Annotated in this window: 17 protein-coding genes; 7 read left to right on the plus strand and 10 right to left on the minus strand. The window is 70.2% G+C overall.

The window, feature by feature from the left end:
- Window positions 1-47: 47 nt before the first annotated feature.
- Window positions 48-2,900, plus strand: a complete 2,853-nt coding sequence (locus tag CBM2588_RS19410) for a M16 family metallopeptidase (RefSeq protein ID WP_115682044.1) — start codon at window positions 48-50, stop codon at window positions 2,898-2,900.
- Between the two features lie 184 nt (window positions 2,901-3,084).
- Entirely contained in the window at window positions 3,085-3,459 is a 375-nt protein-coding gene (locus CBM2588_RS19415; protein ID WP_115682045.1) for a PHA-granule associated protein 4, read from the plus strand.
- Window positions 3,460-3,569: 110 nt separating this feature from the next.
- Here CBM2588_RS19415 and CBM2588_RS19420 read toward each other — a convergent pair whose 3' ends face one another.
- The 3 genes from CBM2588_RS19420 to CBM2588_RS19430 all read right to left on the minus strand — a co-directional run bounded on the left by CBM2588_RS19420 (window position 3,570) and on the right by CBM2588_RS19430 (window position 7,240).
- Window positions 3,570-4,142, minus strand: a complete 573-nt coding sequence (locus tag CBM2588_RS19420) for a hypothetical protein (protein ID WP_115682046.1) — start codon at window positions 4,140-4,142, stop codon at window positions 3,570-3,572.
- A gap of 30 nt (window positions 4,143-4,172) precedes the next feature.
- A complete protein-coding gene (locus CBM2588_RS19425) occupies window positions 4,173-5,330 on the minus strand; it encodes an acyl-CoA dehydrogenase family protein (RefSeq protein WP_115682047.1) in 1,158 nt (385 codons plus the stop codon).
- Between the two features lie 128 nt (window positions 5,331-5,458).
- Window positions 5,459-7,240, minus strand: coding sequence for an OPT/YSL family transporter (locus CBM2588_RS19430; protein WP_115682048.1), 1,782 nt, complete (start codon window positions 7,238-7,240; stop codon window positions 5,459-5,461).
- A gap of 191 nt (window positions 7,241-7,431) precedes the next feature.
- On the opposite strand from CBM2588_RS19430, the gene CBM2588_RS19435 reads away from it, so the two are divergent.
- Genes CBM2588_RS19435 through CBM2588_RS19445 form a run of 3 tightly spaced genes read left to right on the plus strand, consistent with a single transcriptional unit; the run spans window position 7,432 to window position 9,804 of the window.
- On the plus strand, window positions 7,432-9,120 hold the full coding sequence (locus tag CBM2588_RS19435; RefSeq protein WP_115682049.1) for an FAD-dependent oxidoreductase: 1,689 nt from the start codon (window positions 7,432-7,434) through the stop codon (window positions 9,118-9,120).
- Window positions 9,110-9,334, plus strand: a complete 225-nt coding sequence (locus tag CBM2588_RS19440; RefSeq protein WP_115682050.1) for a hypothetical protein — start codon at window positions 9,110-9,112, stop codon at window positions 9,332-9,334. The genes CBM2588_RS19435 and CBM2588_RS19440 overlap by 11 nt, the downstream gene beginning before the upstream one ends.
- On the plus strand, window positions 9,331-9,804 hold the full coding sequence (locus tag CBM2588_RS19445) for a MarR family winged helix-turn-helix transcriptional regulator (RefSeq protein WP_115682051.1): 474 nt from the start codon (window positions 9,331-9,333) through the stop codon (window positions 9,802-9,804). The genes CBM2588_RS19440 and CBM2588_RS19445 overlap by 4 nt, the downstream gene beginning before the upstream one ends.
- A 4-nt stretch (window positions 9,805-9,808) precedes the next feature.
- Here the strand turns inward: CBM2588_RS19445 and CBM2588_RS19450 are convergent, their stop codons facing one another.
- A complete protein-coding gene (locus CBM2588_RS19450; protein WP_115682052.1) occupies window positions 9,809-10,264 on the minus strand; it encodes a YccF domain-containing protein in 456 nt (151 codons plus the stop codon).
- Window positions 10,265-10,656: 392 nt separating this feature from the next.
- On the opposite strand from CBM2588_RS19450, the gene CBM2588_RS19455 reads away from it, so the two are divergent.
- Window positions 10,657-11,592: a 2-hydroxyacid dehydrogenase gene (locus CBM2588_RS19455; RefSeq protein ID WP_115682053.1), complete on the plus strand. Its 936-nt coding sequence runs from the start codon at window positions 10,657-10,659 to the stop codon at window positions 11,590-11,592.
- A 10-nt stretch (window positions 11,593-11,602) separates the two neighbouring features.
- Here CBM2588_RS19455 and CBM2588_RS19460 read toward each other — a convergent pair whose 3' ends face one another.
- The 5 genes from CBM2588_RS19460 to zwf are packed head-to-tail and all read right to left on the minus strand — an operon-like array spanning window position 11,603 to window position 16,878.
- Window positions 11,603-12,931, minus strand: a complete 1,329-nt coding sequence (locus CBM2588_RS19460) for a sensor histidine kinase (RefSeq protein ID WP_115682054.1) — start codon at window positions 12,929-12,931, stop codon at window positions 11,603-11,605.
- Entirely contained in the window at window positions 12,931-13,644 is a 714-nt protein-coding gene (locus tag CBM2588_RS19465) for a response regulator (protein WP_115682055.1), read from the minus strand. Before CBM2588_RS19465 ends, CBM2588_RS19460 begins: the two co-directional genes overlap by 1 nt.
- Before the next feature lie 2 nt (window positions 13,645-13,646).
- Window positions 13,647-14,660 (minus strand): glucokinase, encoded by a 1,014-nt coding sequence (gene glk, locus CBM2588_RS19470; protein ID WP_115682056.1) that lies wholly within the window; start codon window positions 14,658-14,660, stop codon window positions 13,647-13,649.
- A gap of 45 nt (window positions 14,661-14,705) precedes the next feature.
- On the minus strand, window positions 14,706-15,386 hold the full coding sequence (pgl, locus tag CBM2588_RS19475) for a 6-phosphogluconolactonase (protein ID WP_115682057.1): 681 nt from the start codon (window positions 15,384-15,386) through the stop codon (window positions 14,706-14,708).
- A 34-nt stretch (window positions 15,387-15,420) separates the two neighbouring features.
- Complete coding sequence (zwf, locus tag CBM2588_RS19480) at window positions 15,421-16,878, minus strand: glucose-6-phosphate dehydrogenase (protein ID WP_115682058.1); 1,458 nt, start codon at window positions 16,876-16,878, stop codon at window positions 15,421-15,423.
- Window positions 16,879-17,095: 217 nt separating this feature from the next.
- On the opposite strand from zwf, the gene edd reads away from it, so the two are divergent.
- Entirely contained in the window at window positions 17,096-18,943 is a 1,848-nt protein-coding gene (gene edd / locus CBM2588_RS19485) for a phosphogluconate dehydratase (RefSeq protein WP_115682059.1), read from the plus strand.
- Here the strand turns inward: edd and CBM2588_RS19490 are convergent.
- On the minus strand, window positions 18,940-19,899 hold the full coding sequence (locus tag CBM2588_RS19490) for a mechanosensitive ion channel family protein (RefSeq protein ID WP_115682060.1): 960 nt from the start codon (window positions 19,897-19,899) through the stop codon (window positions 18,940-18,942). The two genes, edd and CBM2588_RS19490, sit on opposite strands and share 4 nt — an antisense overlap.
- Window positions 19,900-20,022: the final 123 nt, after the last annotated feature.

The raw sequence follows: 20,022 nt of genomic DNA on the forward strand, positions 1-20,022 counted from the left end.
GGTTGGGGCACAGTTGCCCTGCCCTTATCTTTCCCATCGGAGACCCCATGCGCCGCACCGCCCTGCAACTGTCACTGCTTGCCACGCTGGCCTGCCCGCCGGCGCTGGCGCAGCCTTCGGCAGCGCCGGTACAGGCAGTGCAGGCGGTGCAGGTGGCATCGGTCGAAGGCATTACCGAACACCGCCTGCCCAACGGCCTGCGCATCGTGCTGGCACCCGATGCCGCCAAGCCCACCACCACCGTCAACATCACCTACCTGGTCGGCAGCCGCCACGAAAACTACGGCGAGACCGGCATGGCGCACCTGCTCGAGCACCTGCTGTTCAAGGGCACGCCGTCGCTGCCGGGCAAGACCATCCCGGGCGAGTTCGCGCGGCGCGGCATGAGCGTCAACGGCACCACCGCGCAGGACCGTACCAACTACTTCGAGACCTTCACCGCCAGCGACGACAACCTCGACTGGGCGCTGCGCATGGAGGCCGACCGCATGGTCAACAGCGTGATCGCGCGCGCCGACCTCGACCGCGAGATGACGGTGGTGCGCAACGAGATGGAGATGGGCGAGAACAGCCCCGGGCGCATGCTGATGCAGCAGACCATGGCCGCCGCCTATCGCTGGCACAACTACGGCAAGGCCCCGATCGGCGCGCGCAGCGACGTGGAGAACGTCAGCCTCGACAACCTGCGCGCGTTCTACCGCCGCTATTACCAGCCCGACAACGCGGTGCTGGTGGTGGCGGGCAAGTTCGATCCCGCCGCCACGCTGGCGCGCATCGAGCGCTATTTCGGGCCGATTCCGCGCCCGCAGCGCGTGCTGCCGCCGGAGCCCACCGTCGAGCCCGCGCAGGAAGGCGCGCGCGAACTGGTAGTGATGCGCCCCGGCGACACCCGCCTGGTGGCCGCGCAATACCATGTCAGCCCCGGCGCGCACCCCGACACCACCGCGCTGTCGCTGCTGACCATCATCCTGGGCGACACCCCCGGCGGCCGGCTGTACAAGGCGCTGGTGGAGCGCAACCAGGCTACGTCGATCGGCAGCGCGTTCTATGCGATGAAGGACCCCGGCGCGCTGCTGTTCATGGCGCAGGCATCGAAAGACCAGCCGCTCGCGGCCGCGCGTGCCGGCCTGATCACGCAGATCGAGGGCTTTGCCGAGGCGCCCGTGACCGAGGCCGAACTGGAGCGCGCGCGCGTGCGCATGCGCAACGCCTACGAGCAGTACATGAACGACCCCGGCGCGCTGGGGATTGCCCTTTCCGAGGCCATCGCCAAGGGCGACTGGCGCCTGTTCTTCCTGGCGCGCGACCGCATCGAGACCACCACGCTGGCCGACGTGCAGCGCGTGGCGCTGAACTACTTCCAGGCCTCGAACCGCACCCTTGGCGTGTTCCTGCCGGCCGAGCAACCGCAGCGCGCGCAAGTGCCGGCGGTGCCCGACATCGCGGCCATGGTCAAGGGCTACCAGGGCCGGCCGGCGTTGCCCGCGGTGGCGGCATTCGATCCCAGTCCCGCCAACATCGAAGCCCATACCACGCGCCAGACGCTCGCCAACGGCATGCAGCTGGCGCTGCTGCCCAAGCCCGCGCGCGGCGAAGTGGTGCACGGCGTGCTGGTGCTGCGCATGGGCGACGCGCACAGCCTGCAGGGGCTGACCACGGTGGGCGCGCTGACCGCCGCGATGCTCCGCCGCGGCAGCGCCGGCATGGACCGCCAGCAGATCGCCGACCGCATCGAGGCCCTGCGCGCGCGCGTTAGCATCGCGGGCGGCCCGGAGCAGGTGACGGTCAGTTTCGAGACGCGCCGCGCGCACCTGCCCGAGCTGCTGGCGCTGCTGCGCGACCTGTTGCGCGCGCCGACCTTCCCCGAAGCCGAGTTCGAGACCCTGCGCCAGACCAGCATCGCGGAGCTCGAAAGCGTGCAGCGCGAACCCGGCGTGCTGGCCGCCAATGCGCTGGGCCGGCACGGCGACCCCTACCCCGCGGGCGACCCGCGCCACGCGCGCACCATCGCCGAGAATATCGACGACCTGCGCGCGGCCACGCTGGTGCAGGTGCGCGACTTCCATGCGCGCTTCTACGGCACGGGGCATGCGCAGCTGAGCCTGGTCGGCGATTTCGATGGCGCGGCTGCCGCGGCGCAGGCGGCCACCTTGTTTGGCGACTGGACCGCGCCGCAGCCGTATGCGCGCGTCGACCGTCCGTTCGTGCCGATCCCGCCCGCCGAGTTCACGCTGCCCACGCCCGGCAAGGCCAACGCCGTGTACCTGGCCACCGCCCCGATCGACCTGACCAATGATGCGCCCGACTATGCGCTGATGATGATTGCCAACCGCGTGCTAGGTGGCGCCAGCCTGCGCAGCCGGCTGGCGGACCGGCTGCGCCAGCGCGAAGGCATGAGCTATGGCGCCAGCAGCTGGGTGCAGGTGGGCGCGCTCGACCGCGCCGGCCGCTTCGGCGTGCGCGCGCAATATGCGCCGCAGAGCCTGGCGCGGGTGCAGCGCGCCGTCAGCGAGGAACTGGAGCGGCTGGTGCGCGACGGCATTACCGAACAGGAACTGGCCGAGGCCGTCAGCGGCCTGCTGCAGCAGGGCATGGTCAGCCGCAGCAACGACGCCGCGCTGGCCGGCGCGCTGGCCAGCCAGCTCTACCTGGGCCGCACCATGGCCTTTACCGCGCAACTCGAGCAACGGCTGCGCGACGCCACCACGGAAGCGGTCAACGCCGCCATCCACCGCTATATGCAACCTGGCACGCTGTCGCGCGCCTATGCCGGCGACTTCGCCGGCGCAGCGGCGCAGGGCGCGGCAACCGGCCAGGCGGCGGGCACGCCCGCCAGCACGTCGACCGGTCCGACCGCCGGCGGCAATGAAGCCGGCGACACGCCGCCCGCGCGCCTCTGACATGCCCCTGAAATACATCGGCAACCATACTCGCCGGGCGGTGGCGCCATCCGCGAGCGCGGGCGACCCGGCGTCTTTGCGGCGATGGTGCGCGGCTGGTCCGATGCGCACCGCGCCAGGGGCCTTGCCCCGACCCCGGGTTGACTGTATATTCGTACAGTATAAGTCGATACAAGAGGTGTGGATGTCAATCGTGCGAGCTGGCAGCAAGGCAGAAGCGCTCAGGCTTCTGGCCTCCGAAGGCGTGCTGGCGCTTGAGCTGGACTACGAGACCGGATGGCAGGACGCCGTCGAACTCGGCAGGCTCGGAGAAAAGCGCGGTATCAAGGTGCAATATCGCGGACAAGAAAGCATCGCCGTCCGTTCCCGCGAAGCCCTGATCGAAGGGCTGGCCAAACCCAAGGGCACATTCCGTCAACGCAATCTCTATTGCCAGTTCGATCTCGGCACGCTGGCGGACCATGAACTGCTCGACCTCGAGGCCAAGGCCACGCGGCTCGGGGACTACATTCTCGCCGGCCACCTGCTGCGCGAGGTCGATGGCGTGTGGCCGCAGTAAGCGGCCTAAGCTACGTAAGCGCCCCTGCGATCACCAGAAATAAGGAAGCCGCCCTGCAGGCGGCTTCCGTTACGTTGCGCCGGTCACGCCGGTCACGCCAATCACGCGGATCAATGCCAGAGCCGGGTCGCGTTGGCCCAGCGCGCCGCGCATGACTGCGCCACCGGCGCGTCGATGATGTCGTTGGCGGCATCGTCGGCCGGTGTCGCCGCGGCAGTCTCCAGCGCGGTGCGCCACAGCACCGCCGACACCAGCGTCTTGCACTGGCGGCGCTCGCCATGCGCCAGCGCCAGCAGGCGCTCGTAGCCGTCGATCACGATCAGGCGGTCGCCATGGCGCGGCTGCAGCGTAAGCGTGAACAGGTGGTCGCACTCGCACTGCATGCTACCGCCGCTGACCGCCACCACGATGGCACCGGGCAAGGCGATGCCGCTGTCCTGCACCTTGGTACGCAACCGCGCCAGGTGCGCCTGCACGCGCGGGTCCGGGGCAGCGCCGACGCTGGCCGCCATCTGTGCCGGCAGCGCGGAGAGCGCCATCAGCTCGGCCGGCGATACCGCCAGCGTGTACGCCTGCAGCGTGGGGCGATAGGTCGCCACCACCGCGCGCAGCCGGTGCGGCGCGCCGTCATCATGTCCTGCCTGCGGCGCACCGTCGCGCCCGCGATACTGCATCGTGTCCATGTCGACTCCTGCCACGCGGGCCGTTGGGGGTCAGTCGCGCAGCAGATGCTTGGCGATGATCATCTGCTGGATCTGCGTGGTGCCTTCATACAGGCGCAGCAGGCGCACATCGCGGTAGAAGCGTTCGGCCTTGTACTCGGCGATATAGCCCGCGCCGCCGTGGATCTGCACCGCGCGGTCCGCAACGCGGCCCACCATCTCGGTACAGAACATCTTGGTGCACGAAGCCAGCATGCTGACTTCCGGATCGCTCTTGCCGGCGGGCTTGGCATCGTAGCGCTGGGCGCAATCGCGCACCATCGACAGGCCCGCGTAGAGCTCGGCCTGGCTGTCGGCCAGCATCGCCTGGATCAGCTGGAAGTCGCCGATCGGGCGGCCAAACTGCTTGCGCTCCTTGGCATACGCCACGGCGTCGGTGATGAGCCGGTGCGCCATGCCGCAGGCCAGCGCCGACAAGTGCAGGCGGCCGCGGTCCAGCACCTTCATGGCGGTCTTGAAGCCCACCCCCGGTACGCCGCCGATGATGTTGGCGGCCGGCACGCGCACGTTCTCGAGCACCACGTCGCAGGTCTTGGTGCCGCGCTGGCCCATCTTCTTGTCGGGCTTGCCCAGCGAGATGCCCGGGGTGTCGGCCGGCACGATGAACGACGAGATGCCCCCGGCGCCCGGGCCGCCGGTGCGCGCCATCAGCGTGAACGCGCCCGCGCGCGGCGCATTGGTGATGAAGCGCTTGGTGCCGTTGATGACATAGTGGTCGCCGTCCAGCTCGGCCCTGGTCTGCAGCGAGGCCGCGTCGGAGCCGGCGTTGGGCTCGGTCAGCGCGAACGAGATGATCATCTCGCCGCTGGCGATGCGCGGCAGGTACTGCTGCTTCTGTTCCTCGGTGCCATCCATCAGGATGCCCTGCGAACCGATGCCGACGTTGGTGCCGAATACCGAGCGGAAGGCGAACGCGGTATGGCCGAGGTCATAGACCACATCGCATTCCTGCGACATCGACAGGCCGATTCCGCCGTAGTTCTCGGGGATGGAGATGCCGAACAGCCCCATCTCCTTCATGTCGGCGACGATCTCGGCGGGCACGTCGTCGGTTTCCTCCAGCGTGTCTTCGGCGGGCTTCAGGCGTTCGTCGATGAAGCGCTGCACCGAGGCGCGCAGCAGGGCAAAGGATTCTTGGTCTAGGGCCATGGTGGTTCTCCGGGTCAAGCCAGTACGTCAGTCTGGCCGCCTATGGTACGCCGGTGGCAGGATTTGACAATCCACTGGATCTTGGACAGAAGCGTCAGCGAAATTTGACAATCAGCCGCCCCGACCTCTCAGCTGACGGAGAGCAGGCCGGCCATGCCGATGCCCAGCGCCGCCAGTGCATCGCCGGCAATCAAGCCCCCGCCAAGCAGCGACGCGGTGTTCATGTCGCGCGGCAAGCCCTGCCCGCGCGTCCCGCGCGCGCCGACTACGGCGCCCACGCTGGCCAGCACACCGCCTGCCGCCATCCATGCCGCCGCCGTCAGGTTGACGAAACCGCCGAACGACGACGCATAAGGCGAGGGCAGGATCACGGCATCGAGCACGAAATCCGCCGCCTGCCCGCCTCGTCCGGAACGCGCAAAGCGCTGCCACGCAGGGTGGCCGAGGATGGCGCGGCGCAACAGCGCCGTGGCCAGCCCGATCAGCAGTCCCGCTCCGACCGCCAGATACTGGCCGGTCCGGTCCTGCGACAAGCCATGGAGCACGCCCACGATCTTGTAGGTCATGGCCGAGGTCCAGCGCGCCGGCTGCTGGTCGGCCGGCAGGCTGGTCTGGTCCAGCGCCAGCACCGGATAGGCCTGCAGGAACAGGCGTGCCATCGCCACCGCGACCAGTGCGCCGACCACGATGCCCGCCACCTGGTAGCCGAACTGCACCATGCGGTCGCTGCCCAGGCGCCAGCCGGTGGAGCGGTCCTGCTGCATGTCGCTGGCTTCGGCGGTGGCCACCAGCAGCACCGTGGCGGCGATCAGGCCGACTTCGGGCGCGCGCAGGCCGGCGGCCGCCATCAGGATCACCGACAGCACGAATGCCGATGAAATCGGATTCTGGTCGACCATCCCGACCGAGATGCCGTTGACCAGCGCGAACACCAGCGCCAGCAGCACGGCAATCAGCTGGAAGGCCAGCGGCTGCCCGAACCACAGCACGCCCGCCGCCACCGTGGCCGCACCCCACAGCAGCGCCCACGCCGCCACCCAGCCCATGCCCGGCCCGCGCCGCGGCGCGGGCGGTTGCGGCTGGCGCCGTGCCCGCCAGCGCCGGCATGCCTGCACCGACAACTGCGCCAGGTCGACCACGGCCGCGCCCATGATCATGCCGAGCGCCACCAGGAACGTGGCCTTGCGGTAGGGCTCGCCCCGCGCGAGCCAGCCGGCGTCGACGAACCATGGCGTCATGGCCCATCCGGCCAGCCCGCCCACCAGCGCGGCAACGCCCACGCGCGCGCCGACGATCATGCCGGCGCCGAAGGTGGCTGCGGACAGGTCCAGCACGGCCAGCCACGGCACGCGCCCGGCCCCAAGCCCGCTGGCCAGGCCCAGCGCCATGCCGCCGCCGAGGCGCGCCACCGAGCGCCGCAACAGCACCGGGTCGGTCAGCGCGCGCAGGATGTTGGCCACCGCCAGCCCCGACGGAAAGGTCAGCTGCATGCGGTCGACCAGCAACGGCGTGTACAGCATGCCCACGCCCACCCCGAACATGCCGATGCACAGCAGGTACAGCAGCAGTTGCCACAGCGGCGGCTGCGCCATGCCCAGCCACGCCATCGCCTGCAGTACCACCGCCATGCCGCCCATGCCCGCCACCGACGCCGCCGCGGTCTGGATGTAGTTGGCGCCATGGCGGCCGGATGCGCCATAGCCGGCCGTCACCACCGAGCCCAGGATGCCCGCCAGCACCTGTCCGCCAACAAAGAACCCCAGCGAGAAATTCATGTACGCCGCGGCGACGCCACCCAGCGGCCCCAGCACCAGCATGCCGGCCGCACCCAGCATCAGGTGGTATTGCCAGCTGCCGGGCGATGGCAGCCAGGCCACGCGCGGCGCGGCATCGGAGGGCAGGACGGGCATGGCGCGGCCCCTTCAGCAGTGTGCCTGTTGCGAAGCATAGGCGAAGCCCAGAAGAAGGGGCGCGGCGGCCGCGGCTGGTTTGCGCTTGCGCAGTGCCGGCCTTGTCCGGAGGGGTTTACACTAGTTTCGCACGCAACTATATGGCCGATATAGTTGCGCCCACAACCATCTCGCACAAACTATCGCCCGTCATGCCAGATCCCCACGCGCCTCACCTGCCGGTGCCGCCCGCGCCACCGCCCGATTCGTCCCGTCCCTGGCCACAGCGCATCCCGGTGCTGATTGCCGGCGGCGGCCCGGTCGGCCTGACGCTGGCCGCACTGCTGGCGCGCCAGGGCATTGCCACGCTGGTGGTGGAAGCCGACCACGGCTACTGCGCCGGCAGCCGCGCGATCTGCATGGCGCGGCGCTCGCTGGAAATCCTGGGCTGGGCGGGCGCCGACCGGGCCACGGTAGCAACCGGCCTGCCGTGGGTCGGCGGGCGCAGCTACTACCGCGACACGCAAGTGCTGCACTTCAAGATGCCGAGCGAGCCGGACGAGCGCTTTGCGCCGATGGTCAACATCCAGCAGTACTACCTGGAGGCCTTCGCCCACGATGCCGCACTGCGCGGCGCGTCGCCGGCCGACGTGCGCTTCGGCGCGCGCCTGCGGACGCTGCGCCAGCACCCCGGCGGCGTGGTCGCCGAGATCGAGACCGGCGACGGCGCGGTGGAGATCGATGCGCAATGGCTGGTGGCGTGCGACGGCGGACGCAGCACGGTGCGCGAGCAACTGGGCCTGCGCATGGAAGGCACGCAGTACGAAGGCCGCTACGTGATCGTCGACATCGTGCAGAAAACCCGGCGCGAGGTAGAGCGGCTGGCCTGGTTCGACCCGCCCTCCAATCCCGGCTCGACCCTGCTGATGCACCGGCAACCCGACGACGTCTGGCGCATCGACTACCAGATCCGCGACGACGAAGATCCCGACGAGGCGATCAGGCCCGAGAACGTGCTGCCGCGCGTGCAGAGCCACCTCGACATGATCGGCGAGACCGAGCCGTGGCGGCCGCTGTGGATCTCGATGTACAACGCCAAGTGCCTGACCCTGCAGGATTACCGCCATGGCCGCGTCATGTTCGCCGGCGACGCCGCGCACCTGGTGCCGATCTTCGGCGTGCGCGGGCTCAATTCGGGGCTGGACGATGCCGGCAACCTGGCCTGGAAGCTGGCCTGGGTGCTGCGCGGCCAGGCCGGCGACAGCCTGCTCGACACCTACTCCGCCGAGCGCCTGCACGCCACGCGCCAGAACCTTGCCTACGGCGCCAAGAGCACCGAGTTCATGGCGCCGCCCGACTTCGCCTTCAGGCTGATGCGCGAGGCCACGCTGCGGCTGGCGCCATCCGAGCCGGCGGTGCGTTCGCTGATCAATCCGCGCCAGTCGGCACCGATTGCCTATGTCGATTCGGCGCTGAACGGTCCCAGCGACTTCGGCGACGACTGCCCGGGCGCGGCACCAGGCGTGCCCGCGCCGGAGTTGCGCGTGGACGGGCCGGACGGCATCCGGCATCTGACGCAATGCTTCGGGCAGCGCTTCACGCTGCTCTGGTTCCGGCATGGCGCCGCTCGGCCGGCGCTGCCCGAACCGCTGGCCGCGCTCGCGCAGGAATATCCACAAGCCCTGCAAGCGTACCAGGTGGTCACCGGCGCCCCGGCCGGCGCCGCCGCGCTGGCCGACGTCGACGACCAGGCCCACGCCCGCTATGGTGCCAACCCTGGCACGCTGTATCTCATCCGTCCCGATGGCTATGTGCTGGCACGCTGGCGCGAACCGTCATGGGGCGCCGTGCGCGCTACCCTCGCCCCCCTGCTGCAGACCGGAGCCCCCCATGCGAGCTGAAGAACTCGACCAGGCCTATACCCGACTGTGCGAAGCCATGGGCCGCACCGGCGAAACGCGTGCGCCGCTGTTGCTGGCGATGGTGTGCCTGGGCCTGATGAGCCGGCAGCAAGCGCTGGCGCCGGTGATGGCGCTGATCGACGAGGCTGAGGCACGCAGCCGGCAAGGCCCTGGCGGCTCTACAATGCCGACGCCCGAAACGGAAACGCCATGAAGCCACTGCCACGCCTCGAACAGTTCCTGACCTACCGCCTGCACCAGGTCAACAAGCTCAGCGACAAGGACAGCGCCGCCGCCTACCTGGAGCAATGCGGGCTGCCGCTCAGCGAGGGGCGTTGCCTGGCGGCGATCGGGGCCTTCGCGCCGCTGTCGGTCAACGCCCTGGCGCAGCGCGCCAACCTGACCAAGGGCCAGGCGAGCCGCTCGGCACAGGCGCTGGTGGCGCGCGGGCTGGTCAGCAAGGAAGCCAGCGCGGCCGACGGGCGCGGCGTGGTGCTGTCGCTGACCCCGCAGGGCAAGCCGCTGTACCGGCAGGCGATCGCCATGATCGCCCGGCGCAATGACGAGATCTTCGGTTGCCTGAGCGAAGCCGAGCAGGCGCTGCTGGGCAGCCTGCTCGACCGGCTGGTGGCGCACGCCGGCCAGCAGGACGCGCAAGGCCCCGACGACGACGCGGACGCCTGAGCGCTCAGCGGCGCAGGTTGTCCACCTGCGCGCGGGCGCCGTCGCGGCGCGCGGCGTCCGCCATCTCGTTGCTGACCACGGTCTGTCCGATCGGTGCCAGCGCAATGCCGGCCAGCTTCAGGTGCTGGATCGCGAACGGGATGCCGATGATGGTCACGAAGTTGGCGAGCGCCGCCATGACATGGCCGATGGCCAGCCACACGCCGGCAACGACAAACCACAGCACATTGCCCACCAGCCCGAGCGCTCCGGTGCCGACATCGTCGCGCCCGGTCAGTTCGCGCCGGCTGATGGCCTGCTTGCCGAACGGAAAGAAGGTGAAGCTGCCGATCACGAAGCAGGCCTTGCCCCAGGGAATGCCGATGATCGAGATAAAGGCCAGCAGCCCTGCCAGCCACCAGGCCAGGCCCATCACCACGCCGCCAAGAATGAACCAGAGGAAGTTGCCGATCGCGCGCATGCTGTCGTTGCACCAGTGATGGGAGGAACACGCATGATACGCAATGGCGCCGCGCCGGCATGGCGCTGAACGGCCTGCGCCGTAAAAGCGTACCCGTTTCTGCGTGCCGCGGCGGGTCCAGGCAGGCCGCGTCACTGCGCCCCCCTTTCTCCGCGATAACGCTGGATTTATCGGCACGGCATGCGCCCCCAGGAGCGCCGCTGCGCCTGGCCGCGCAGGCCAGGCGTACCCGTTTCTGCGTATCGATCCAGGGTCTGTCGCTTTCGGCAAGCCTGGTGCCGCGGCGCTAGAATGTGCCCCTGCCGCTGTCCGAGCGCCGGTATCCGCCCGCGCTGCTGCGATCATGGCCGCGGCCCGCTCGTCCCACTACCTCCTGCTCCGCTGTCCCCGCCATGAAGCCCACGCTGTTGATCCTGACCCAGGTCGCATCACACCACCGCGATGCCATTGCGGAACGTTTCGAGATCTTCTATGCCCCCGATGCCGCGAGCCGAGCCGACCATGTCGGGACGCATGGCGAGCGCATCCGCGCGGTACTGACCATCGGCGCCACCGGCCTGAGCGCGGCGGAAATCGACGCCATGCCGGCGCTGGAACTGGTGTGCGCGCTGGGCGCGGGATTCGAGAACATTGCCGTGTCGCATGCCCGCGCGCGCGGCATCGTCGTTGCCAATGGCGCGGGCACCAATGACAGCTGCGTCGCCGATCACGCCTTTGCGTTGCTGCTGGCGACCGTGCGCGCGGTACCGCAACTGGACGCGGCCACGCGCGCCGGCACCTGGCGCACGGCGCTGCCGCTGCGGCCCAATGTGTCGGGCAAGCGGCTGGGCATCGTCGGCCTGGGCACCATCGGCCGGCGCATCGCCCGACGCGCCGAAGGCTTCGACCTGGAGATCGGCTATCACAACCGCACGCCGCGCGACGGCGCCGGCTACCGCTATTTCGACAGCATCGGCGCGCTGGCCGAATGGGCCGACTACCTGGTGGTGGCCACGCCGGGCGGACCCGGCACCCGCCATCTGGTCGATGCCAGCGTACTGGCGGCGCTGGGGCCCTCCGGCTTTCTCGTCAATATCGCGCGCGGCAGCGTGGTGGACACCGAGGCGCTGGCGCGAGCGCTGCGCGCAGGCCAGCTGGGCGGCGCCGGGCTGGATGTCTACGAGAGCGAGCCCGCGCCGCCCATGGTATTGCTCGACTGCCCCAACGTGGTCCTGACACCGCACGTCGCCGGCTGGTCGCCGGAGGCCATCGGGGCCTCGGTGGCACAGTTCCTCGAGAATGCCCGGCGGCATTTTGCGGGGGAGCCGGTGTTGACGCCGGTGCTGTGAGGGCCAGCGCTCATGCCTGTTCGAACACCACCCTGACCCGCAACCCCGGCCCGGCATCCTCAAGCACCACCCGCGCGCCATGCGACTGCGCGATCTCGGCGACGATGGCGAGGCCCAGGCCGCTGCCGCCGGTCGGCGCATCGGCGACGCGATAGAAGCGGTCGAACACGCGCGCGCGCTCTTCGGCGGGGATGCCCGGGCCGTTGTCGCTGACCACCAGTTCCACGCTACGGCCGTCGGCACCGCGCCGCACCGCGACGTCGATGCGGCCGCCGGCGGGGATGTATGCGAGCGCATTGTCCAGCAGGTTGGTCAGCAGGATGCGCAACGCATCGGCGTCGCCGCGTACCACGGCGGGGGTAGTGTCGGCGCTGCCGTCCAGGCCCAGGTCGATGTCGCGATCGAGCGCGGCCTGGGCCATCTCGGCGACCACGGCCGCGGCCAGTTGATGCAGTTCCACCGGTTCGTGCGGGGGCACGGCCGCGCCCGGTTCCTGCCGCGCCAGCGTCAGCAGCTGGGTCACCAGGTGGGTCAGCCGCTCCAGCCCCTGGCGCAGCTTGGCGATGGCTTCGTCGCGCGCGGCGCCGTCGTCGGCACGCTCGACCAGTTGTGCCTGCAGCTGCAGCGCGGTCAGCGGCGTGCGCAGCGCGTGCGCGGCATCGGCAACGAAGGCGCGCTGGGTGTCGATGGCATGCGAGAGCCGCGCCAGCAGCTGGTTCAGCGCCGCGCTCAGCGGCGCGATCTCGTCGGGCATCGGGCGCACCGCCAGCGGCGCCAGCGCGTTGGCGTCGCGCGCGCGCACCTCGGTGGCGATCTCGCGCAGCGGGCGCAGGCCGCGGCCCACCGCCATCCACACCAGCCAGCCCAGCAGCGGCAGCAACAGCAGCAGCGGCGCCACCGTGCGCAGCGCCATGCGCGCGGCCAACGTGCGGCGCGCGCTCATCGGCTGCGCGATCTGCACCACGGCGGGCCCGAGCTGCATGCTGTACAGGCGCCATTCGCCCTGCTGCGTGGTCACGTTGGCGAACCCCAGCTCGGCGCGCGCGGGCAGTGCCGGATGCGAGTGCGACAGGTAAAGGCTGCGCCCGGAGCCGTCCCAGATATGGATCACCACATCCTCGTCGGCGTGCGCGAGGTCGCCGGGCGCGCCGACGAAGGGCGGCGCCACCGGGTTGGGAAACTGGCTCGGCAGCGCCGCGGCCATCTGCTTCATCTGGTAGTCAAACAGCGCGTTGGCCTCCTGCCGCGCCTGCCCGTAGATCAGCGCGGTGGCGATGGCGATCCCGGCTATCAGGCCGGCCGCCAGCCAGGCCAGCAGCGTTCGCTGGATCGAGCGCATCAGCTGCCCTCCTCCTCGCCATCGGCCGCCGCTTCGCCGTCGAGGCGCGGCACCACATAGCCCACGCCGCGGATATTGCGGATCAGCGCCGCGCCGAACTTCTTGCGCAGCGCGTGGATGTAGACCTCGACGGTATTGCTGCCGACCTCGTCGTCCCAGCCATAGAGCCGCTCCTGCAGCTGCGGCACTGACCACACTTTGCCCGGGCGCGCCATCAGCGCCGACAGCAGCGCGAATTCGCGCGCCGACAGCCGCACCGGTTCGCCGCGGCAGGTGGCTTCGCGCGTGCCGGGGTTGAGCACGATGTCGCCGTAGGTGACCAGCGGTTCAGCACGCCCGGCGGCGCGGCGTGCCAGCGCGTGCATGCGCGCGGCGAGTTCCTGCAGGTCGAAGGGCTTGACCAGGTAATCATCGGCGCCGGCATTGAGCCCCGCGACACGGTCGGCGACGGCGTCGCGCGCGGTCAGGATCAGCACCGGCGTGGGCACGCCGCGCGCCCGCAGCGCGCGCAGCACCTCCAGGCCGGGGCGGCGCGGCAGCCCCAGGTCGAGCAGGATCAGGTCGTAGCACGCCTGGCCGTCCGCGGCGGTGCTGGCCGCGGCCAGGCCCGCATCGCCGTCGCGCACCCAATCGACGGCAAAGCCTTCCTGGCGCAGCGCCAGCTTGACGCTCTCGCCGATCATGGCGTCGTCTTCGACCAGCAGCACGCGCATGGCTAACCGTTCCCGCCCGCGCCGCCGAGGCGTTCGGCCAGCGCCTGCGCCAGCCCCGCCAACGCCGGATGGCTGGCGGTGATGACATGGACCGGCACCGCCTCGAGCCAGCCGCGCATGCGACCCTTGGCGACAAAGCGCTCGGCGAATACCGAGTCCCGCAGCGCCGGCACGAAGCGCGGCAGGATGCCGCCGCCCAGATAAACGCCGCCGCGCGCACCGATCACCAGCGCGATATCGGCCGCGACCGAGCCAAGCAGTCCGAAGAACACCGCCATGGCGCGCTGGCACAGCGGGTCGTTGCGCTCGAAGGCGCCCGCGGTGACCTGCGCCGGCTGCAGCGGCGCCAGCAAAAGCGTACCCGTTTCTGCGGCCAGCGCGGCATGGATATGCGACAGGCCGCTGCCGCTCAGCAGCCGCTCGGCCGAGACCCGGCCGACGTTGCGATGGGCCGCGCGCCACGCGATCCATTCGTCGTCGGTGTCCGGCATCAGCTCGATATGGCCGCCTTCGCCGGCCAGCGCCACGGCCTGCCCGCCCGGCGCCGGCACCAGTCCGGAAACGCCCAGGCCGGTGCCGGGCCCGACCAGCGCCAGCGGCGCGGTGCGCACCGCGGTGCCGGCGCGCACCTGCGCCAGCCCGTCGGCGGGCAGATGCGGCAGCGCCAGCGCCAGCGCGGTGAAGTCGTTGATGGCCACCAGCGTCTGCAGCCCGAGCGCGCGCCGCATGCCGTCGATCGAGAAGGTCCAGTTGTGGTTGGTCAGCCGGACCTGGTCGCCGGTCACCGGATTGGCCAGGCCGATCGCGGCGTGACGCGGCGTGGGCTGGCCGGAGCCGGCGAGGCCGTAGAGGTACTGGCGCAGCGCCGCCTCCAGCGACGGAAAATCCGCCACCTTCAGCGCCGTCACCGGCCCGATCCGCATGGGCGCGGTCTCCAGCGCAAAGCGCACGTTGGTGCCGCCTACATCGCCGAGCAGGCGCGGGAAGTCAGCGGAGAAGGATGCGGTAGTGGCCATGGCAGCGGATCTCGTTCCTTGCGCAAAGGTGGGCAAGCGGGGCGGTCAGGTCTTGAACACGTCAAAGCCGTGCCGGTGCCGCGACAGCACCAGGCTCACCGGCAACGACGGCGTGGGGCCCTGCAGCGCGCGCTCCAGCACCGCGGCCTTGGCCGCGCCGGAGACGGACAGGAAAACGCGCTCGGCGGCCAGCAGCGCGGCCAGGTTCAGCGTGATGCGCGCATGCGGCGCCACCGACGGATGGGTGATGGCGTAGCCCGGCTGCGGCTCGCTCAGCGCGCTCTGCAGTTCGGGCGCATCCGGGAACAGCGAGGCGGTATGGCCGTCCTCGCCCATGCCGAGCACCACCACGTCGGGCTGGCGGAACGCGGCGTTGGCGCGCGCCACCGCCTGTGCGGGCGCGGCGGCGTCCTGCGCGTCGGCAATCAGCGGCACGAAGGCGGCGCTGGCCGCGGCCTCGCGCAGCAGGTGGGCGCGCACCAGTGCGGCGTTGCTGTCGGCGTGGTCGGGCGGCACCACGCGTTCGTCGACCAGCGTGATCGTCACCGCATCCCAGCGCACGTGCCGGTGGCGCAGCCGCTCGAACATCGCCACCGGCGAGCGCCCGCCCGAGACCGCCAGCACCGCCCAGCCCTTGACGCGCACGGCGAGCTCCAGCGCATTGCCGATCGAGATCGCCAGGGCCTCGGCCTGGTCCATCGGCGTGGGATGTTCAAACAGGCGCATGGCGGCTTCCTTTGCAGGGGTGCGAGCCCATGGCTCAGGCTTCCTCGTGCCACAGGCCGCCGTCGCGCGACATCAGCGCCGACGACGCCGCCGGCCCCCACGTGCCGGCGGTATAGGGCTTGGGCGGGACCGTGCTGGCTTCCCAGGTATCGATGATCGGCTCGACCCAGCGCCACGCCTGCACCTGCTCGTCGCGGCGCACGAACAGGCCCAGCCGGCCGCGGATCACGTCCAGCAGCAGCCGTTCATAGGCGCCGGCGCGGCGCACCTTGAACGAGTTGGCGAAGTCCAGGTCGAGCGAGGTGGGCGTCAGTTCCAGCGTATCGCCGGGCTGCTTGACCAGGCAGTACAGGCGGATGCTTTCCTCGGGCTGCAGCTGGATCACCAGCCGGTTCTGCGGCGACTGCGTCAGCGGCCGCGGGAAGATCGCGTGCGGCACGTCGCGGAAGTGGATCACGATCTCGGCCACGCGCGACTGCATGCGCTTGCCGGTGCGCAGGTAGAACGGCACGCCTTCCCAGCGCCAGTTGGCGATCTCGGCCTTGATCGCGACAAAGGTCTCGGTACGGCTGTCCGGCGCGATGCCTTCTTCCTCCAGGTAGCCGGGCACCGGCTTGCCGCCGATCGCGCCGGCGCGGTACTGGCCGCGCACGGTCTTCTCGGCCACGTCCTGCGGCGTGATCGGCCTGAGCGCCTTCAGGATCTTGATCTTCTCGTCGCGGATGGCGTCTTCGCTCAAGCTGGCCGGGGGCTCCATCGCCACCATGCACAGCAGCTGCAGCAGGTGGTTCTGCACCATGTCGCGCAGCGCGCCGGTGCGGTCGTAGAAGTCGCCGCGGGTTTCCACGCCGAGTTCTTCGGCAATGGTGATCTGCACGTCTTGCACCCACTCGCGGCGCCACAGCGGCTCGAACAGCGCGTTGCCGAAGCGGATCGCCATCAGGTTCTGCACCGACTCCTTGCCGAGGTAATGGTCGATGCGGTAGATCTGCTCTTCGGCAAAGAATTTCGCCACCGCGGAGTTGATGGCCTCGTTCGATTCCAGGTCATGGCCCAGCGGCTTTTCCAGCACGATGCGCACGTTGGGCGCGTGGCGCGTGTTCAGGCCGGTGCGCGCCAGCTGCTCGCAGATCGACACGAACAGGTGCGGCGCGGTGGCCAGATAGCACACCACCACCTCGGGCTTGCGCGACAGCAGCTGCTCGGCCAGCGCATCGAAATGCGCCGGCACGCGTGCATCGGCCTGCACGTAGACGATACGTGCGCAGAACCTGTCCCATGACTCGGGCGGCGCATGGGCCAGCGCGGGCCGCACGCTCTGTTCCAGCGAGGCGATGTAGTCCGCGCTCGACATCGGCTGGCTGCCGGTGGCGAGGATGCGTGCGGCCGGATGCAGCAGCCCCGCGTGGTGCGCATCGAACAGGGACGGCAGCAGCTTGCGCCGCGCCAGGTCGCCGGTGCCGCCAAACAGCACCATGTCGAAATCAGGCATGCTCACCCTGCGCTCCTTGAGGATTCGAGTTGTCGCGGCCAGCGCGCGATGGCCGGCCGGGTAGCGGCCAGTTTACGTGAGTCGCTACGGCTTGGCGAGGCAAGCGTACCCATTTCTGCGTGGTTGGCGCAGGCCGCGGGCGGGCCATCAAGCACCGTCCGCCGTGCAGGCCCCGGCAAAGTACGCTAGGCTGAAAGCTCCCCCGCAGGAGAACCCCATGCCACGTCATCCAGTGCTCGAGCGGGTCACCGCCCGCATCGTCTCCCGCAGCACCGCCTCGCGCCAGGCGTATCTTGACCGCACCCGCGCCATGGCCGGGCAGAAGGTCGAACGCGCGCAGCTTTCCTGTACCAACCTCGCCCACGCGGTGGCCGCCATGCCGGACGCCGCCAAGATCCGGCTGAAGGCCGACGAGCGGCCCAACCTGGCCATCGTCTCGGCCTACAACGACATGCTGTCCGCGCACCAGCCGCTGGCGGCGTTCCCGCAATGGCTCAAGGAAGCCGCGCTCGACGCCGGCGGCACCGCGCAGTTTGCCGGCGGCACGCCGGCGATGTGCGACGGCGTCACGCAGGGCCAGGACGGCATGGACCTGTCGCTGTTCTCGCGCGACGTGATCGCGCTGGCCACGGCGGTGGCGCTGTCGCACCAGATGTTCGATGGCGCGCTGTACCTGGGCGTGTGCGACAAGATCGTGCCCGGGCTGGTGATGGGCGCGCTGTCCTTCGGCCATCTGCCCGCGGTGTTCGTGCCCGGCGGGCCGATGACCACCGGCATCAGCAACGACGAGAAGGCGCATACCCGGCAGCTCTACGCCGAAGGCAAGATCGGCCGCAAGGAGCTGCTCGAGGCCGAGACCCGCTCCTACCACGGACCGGGCACCTGCACCTTCTACGGCACCGCCAACTCCAACCAGATGCTGATGGAAATGATGGGCCTGCATCTTCCTGGCACGGCCTTCGTCAATCCCAACACGCCGCTGCGCGAAGCGCTGACGCGCGAGGCCGCGCGCCAGGCGCTGAAGCTGGTGCACGGCGGCGAGCGCTATACGCCGGTGGCCGAGGTGCTGGACGAGCGCGCCTTCGTCAACGGCATCGTCGGGCTGCTGGCCACCGGCGGCTCGACCAACCACACACTGCACCTGATCGCGATGGCGCGGGTGGCCGGCATCGTGCTGAGCTGGGACGATTTCGACGAACTGTCGGCAGTGGTGCCGCTGCTGGCGCGCGTGTACCCGAACGGCAAGGCCGACGTGAACCAGTTCCAGGCCGCCGGCGGGCTGCCGGTGGTGATCCGCGGCCTGCTCGCACTCGGTCTGCTGCACGACGACGTCACCACCATCGTCGGCCAGGGCCTGCAAGACTACACGCGCGAGCCGGTGCTGCGCGACGGCCAGCTGACGTGGATCGATGGCCCGGCCGCGCCGCTCGATGACAGCATCGTGCGCGCCGCCGACGTGCCCTTTGCGCCGGACGGCGGCATCAAGCTGCTCGACGGCAAGCTGGGCCGCGCGGTGATCAAGACCTCGGCGGTCAAGCCCGAGCACCAGGTGGTGCAGGCGCCGGCGATCGTGTTCGAGCATCAGGACGATGTGCTGCACGCTTTCAAGCGCGGCGAGCTGGAACGCGACTTCATCGCGGTGCTGCCGTGGCAGGGCCCGGCGTCGTGCGGCATGCCGGAGCTGCACAAGCTCACGCCCACGTTGACGGTGCTGCAGGACCGAGGTTTCCATGTGGCGCTGGTGACGGACGGACGCATGTCGGGCGCATCGGGCAAGGTCCCGGCCGCCATCCACGTCTGCCCGGAAGCGCTGCGCGGCGGCGCGATCGCGCGCGTGCGCAGCGGCGACATGATGCGCGTCGACGCGACCACGGGCACGCTCGACGTGCTGGTGCCCGACGACGAATGGCAGGCACGCACGCCGGCGCGCCCGGACCTGAGCGCCAATCGCCATGGCGTCGGCCGCGACCTGTTCGCGACCTTCCGCCGCCAGGTCAGCACGGCCGAAAGCGGGGCCTGCACGCTGTTTTCGGACGAGGGCGAGGCGCAGGACGCGCGCGGCTAGCCCGGTTGGCGCGCGGGCTGGCGCGTCGGCTGGAGCGACGGCTGGTGCGACTGCGGCGCGGCCGGTCGCGAGGCTGCCGACGGGGCGCTGTCGGCCACCTTCACCACGCCCGGCACCGACGATGCGCCCGGCACGTGCAGCTCCTGGATCGGCACCGCCAGCTTGCTGCCGGCCTGCTCCAGCACCTGCTTGATGCGCTCGTAGAAGGCGAAGCGCACGTTCCAGTAATCGTCGTTCGAGGTCCAGTAGCGCACGTTCAGCGTGATGCCCTGCTGGGTGTAGTTGACCACCATGGTTTCGGGGGCGGGCTCGGCCAGCAGCCGCGGCTCGCGCGCCAGCATCGCGCGCAGCGCTTCCAGGCTGCGCTGCACGTCGCTGTCGAAGGTCACCGTGGCCTCGATGTCGGCGCGCCGCGTTGCGTTCTCGCTGTAATTGGTGATGGCGCTGCCCCACAGCTTGCCGTTGGGCACGCGCAGGCAGACGCCATCGAAGGTGGTCAGCTCGGTCATGAAGAGCCCGGTCTCGCGCACGGTGCCGGCCACGCCCTGCGCGTCGATGTACTGGCCCACGCGAAACGGGCGCAGCAGCACCAGCATGATGCCGGCGGCAATGTTCTGCAACGTGCCCTGCAGCGCCAGCCCGATCGCCAGGCCGGCGGCACCGAGCATGGCGATGATGCTGGCGGTCTGCACGCCGAACTGCGACAGCACCAGCACGATGGTCAGCACGCGCACCATCCACTGCAGCGCATTGGCCAGCAGCGGGCGCATGGTGGCGTCGACATGGGTGCGGGCCAGCGCAGCCCGCGCCGCAGTGCCGACCCGGCCCGACAGCCACCAGCCGATCATCAGGATCAGGATGGCCGCCAGGCAGTTCATGCCCTGGTTGATGCCGAAGCGGACCAGGTAGGACCAGCCCGCCTCAAGCTGGTTGGCATCGATGAAGTCGAGATTCATGGGAGCGGCTCCGTTTGCGGTTGTTGTCAGGGTTGTCGACGGTGCTGGCCCGGGGACGGCGATGCGTACCCGTTTCTGCGTGCCGTGGCGATGCCCGGGCAGACTTGCCGGAACGCTGGACAG

The sequence above is a fragment of the Cupriavidus taiwanensis genome (genome assembly GCF_900250075.1).
GTDB classification, from domain to species: Bacteria; Pseudomonadota; Gammaproteobacteria; order Burkholderiales; family Burkholderiaceae; genus Cupriavidus; species Cupriavidus taiwanensis_C.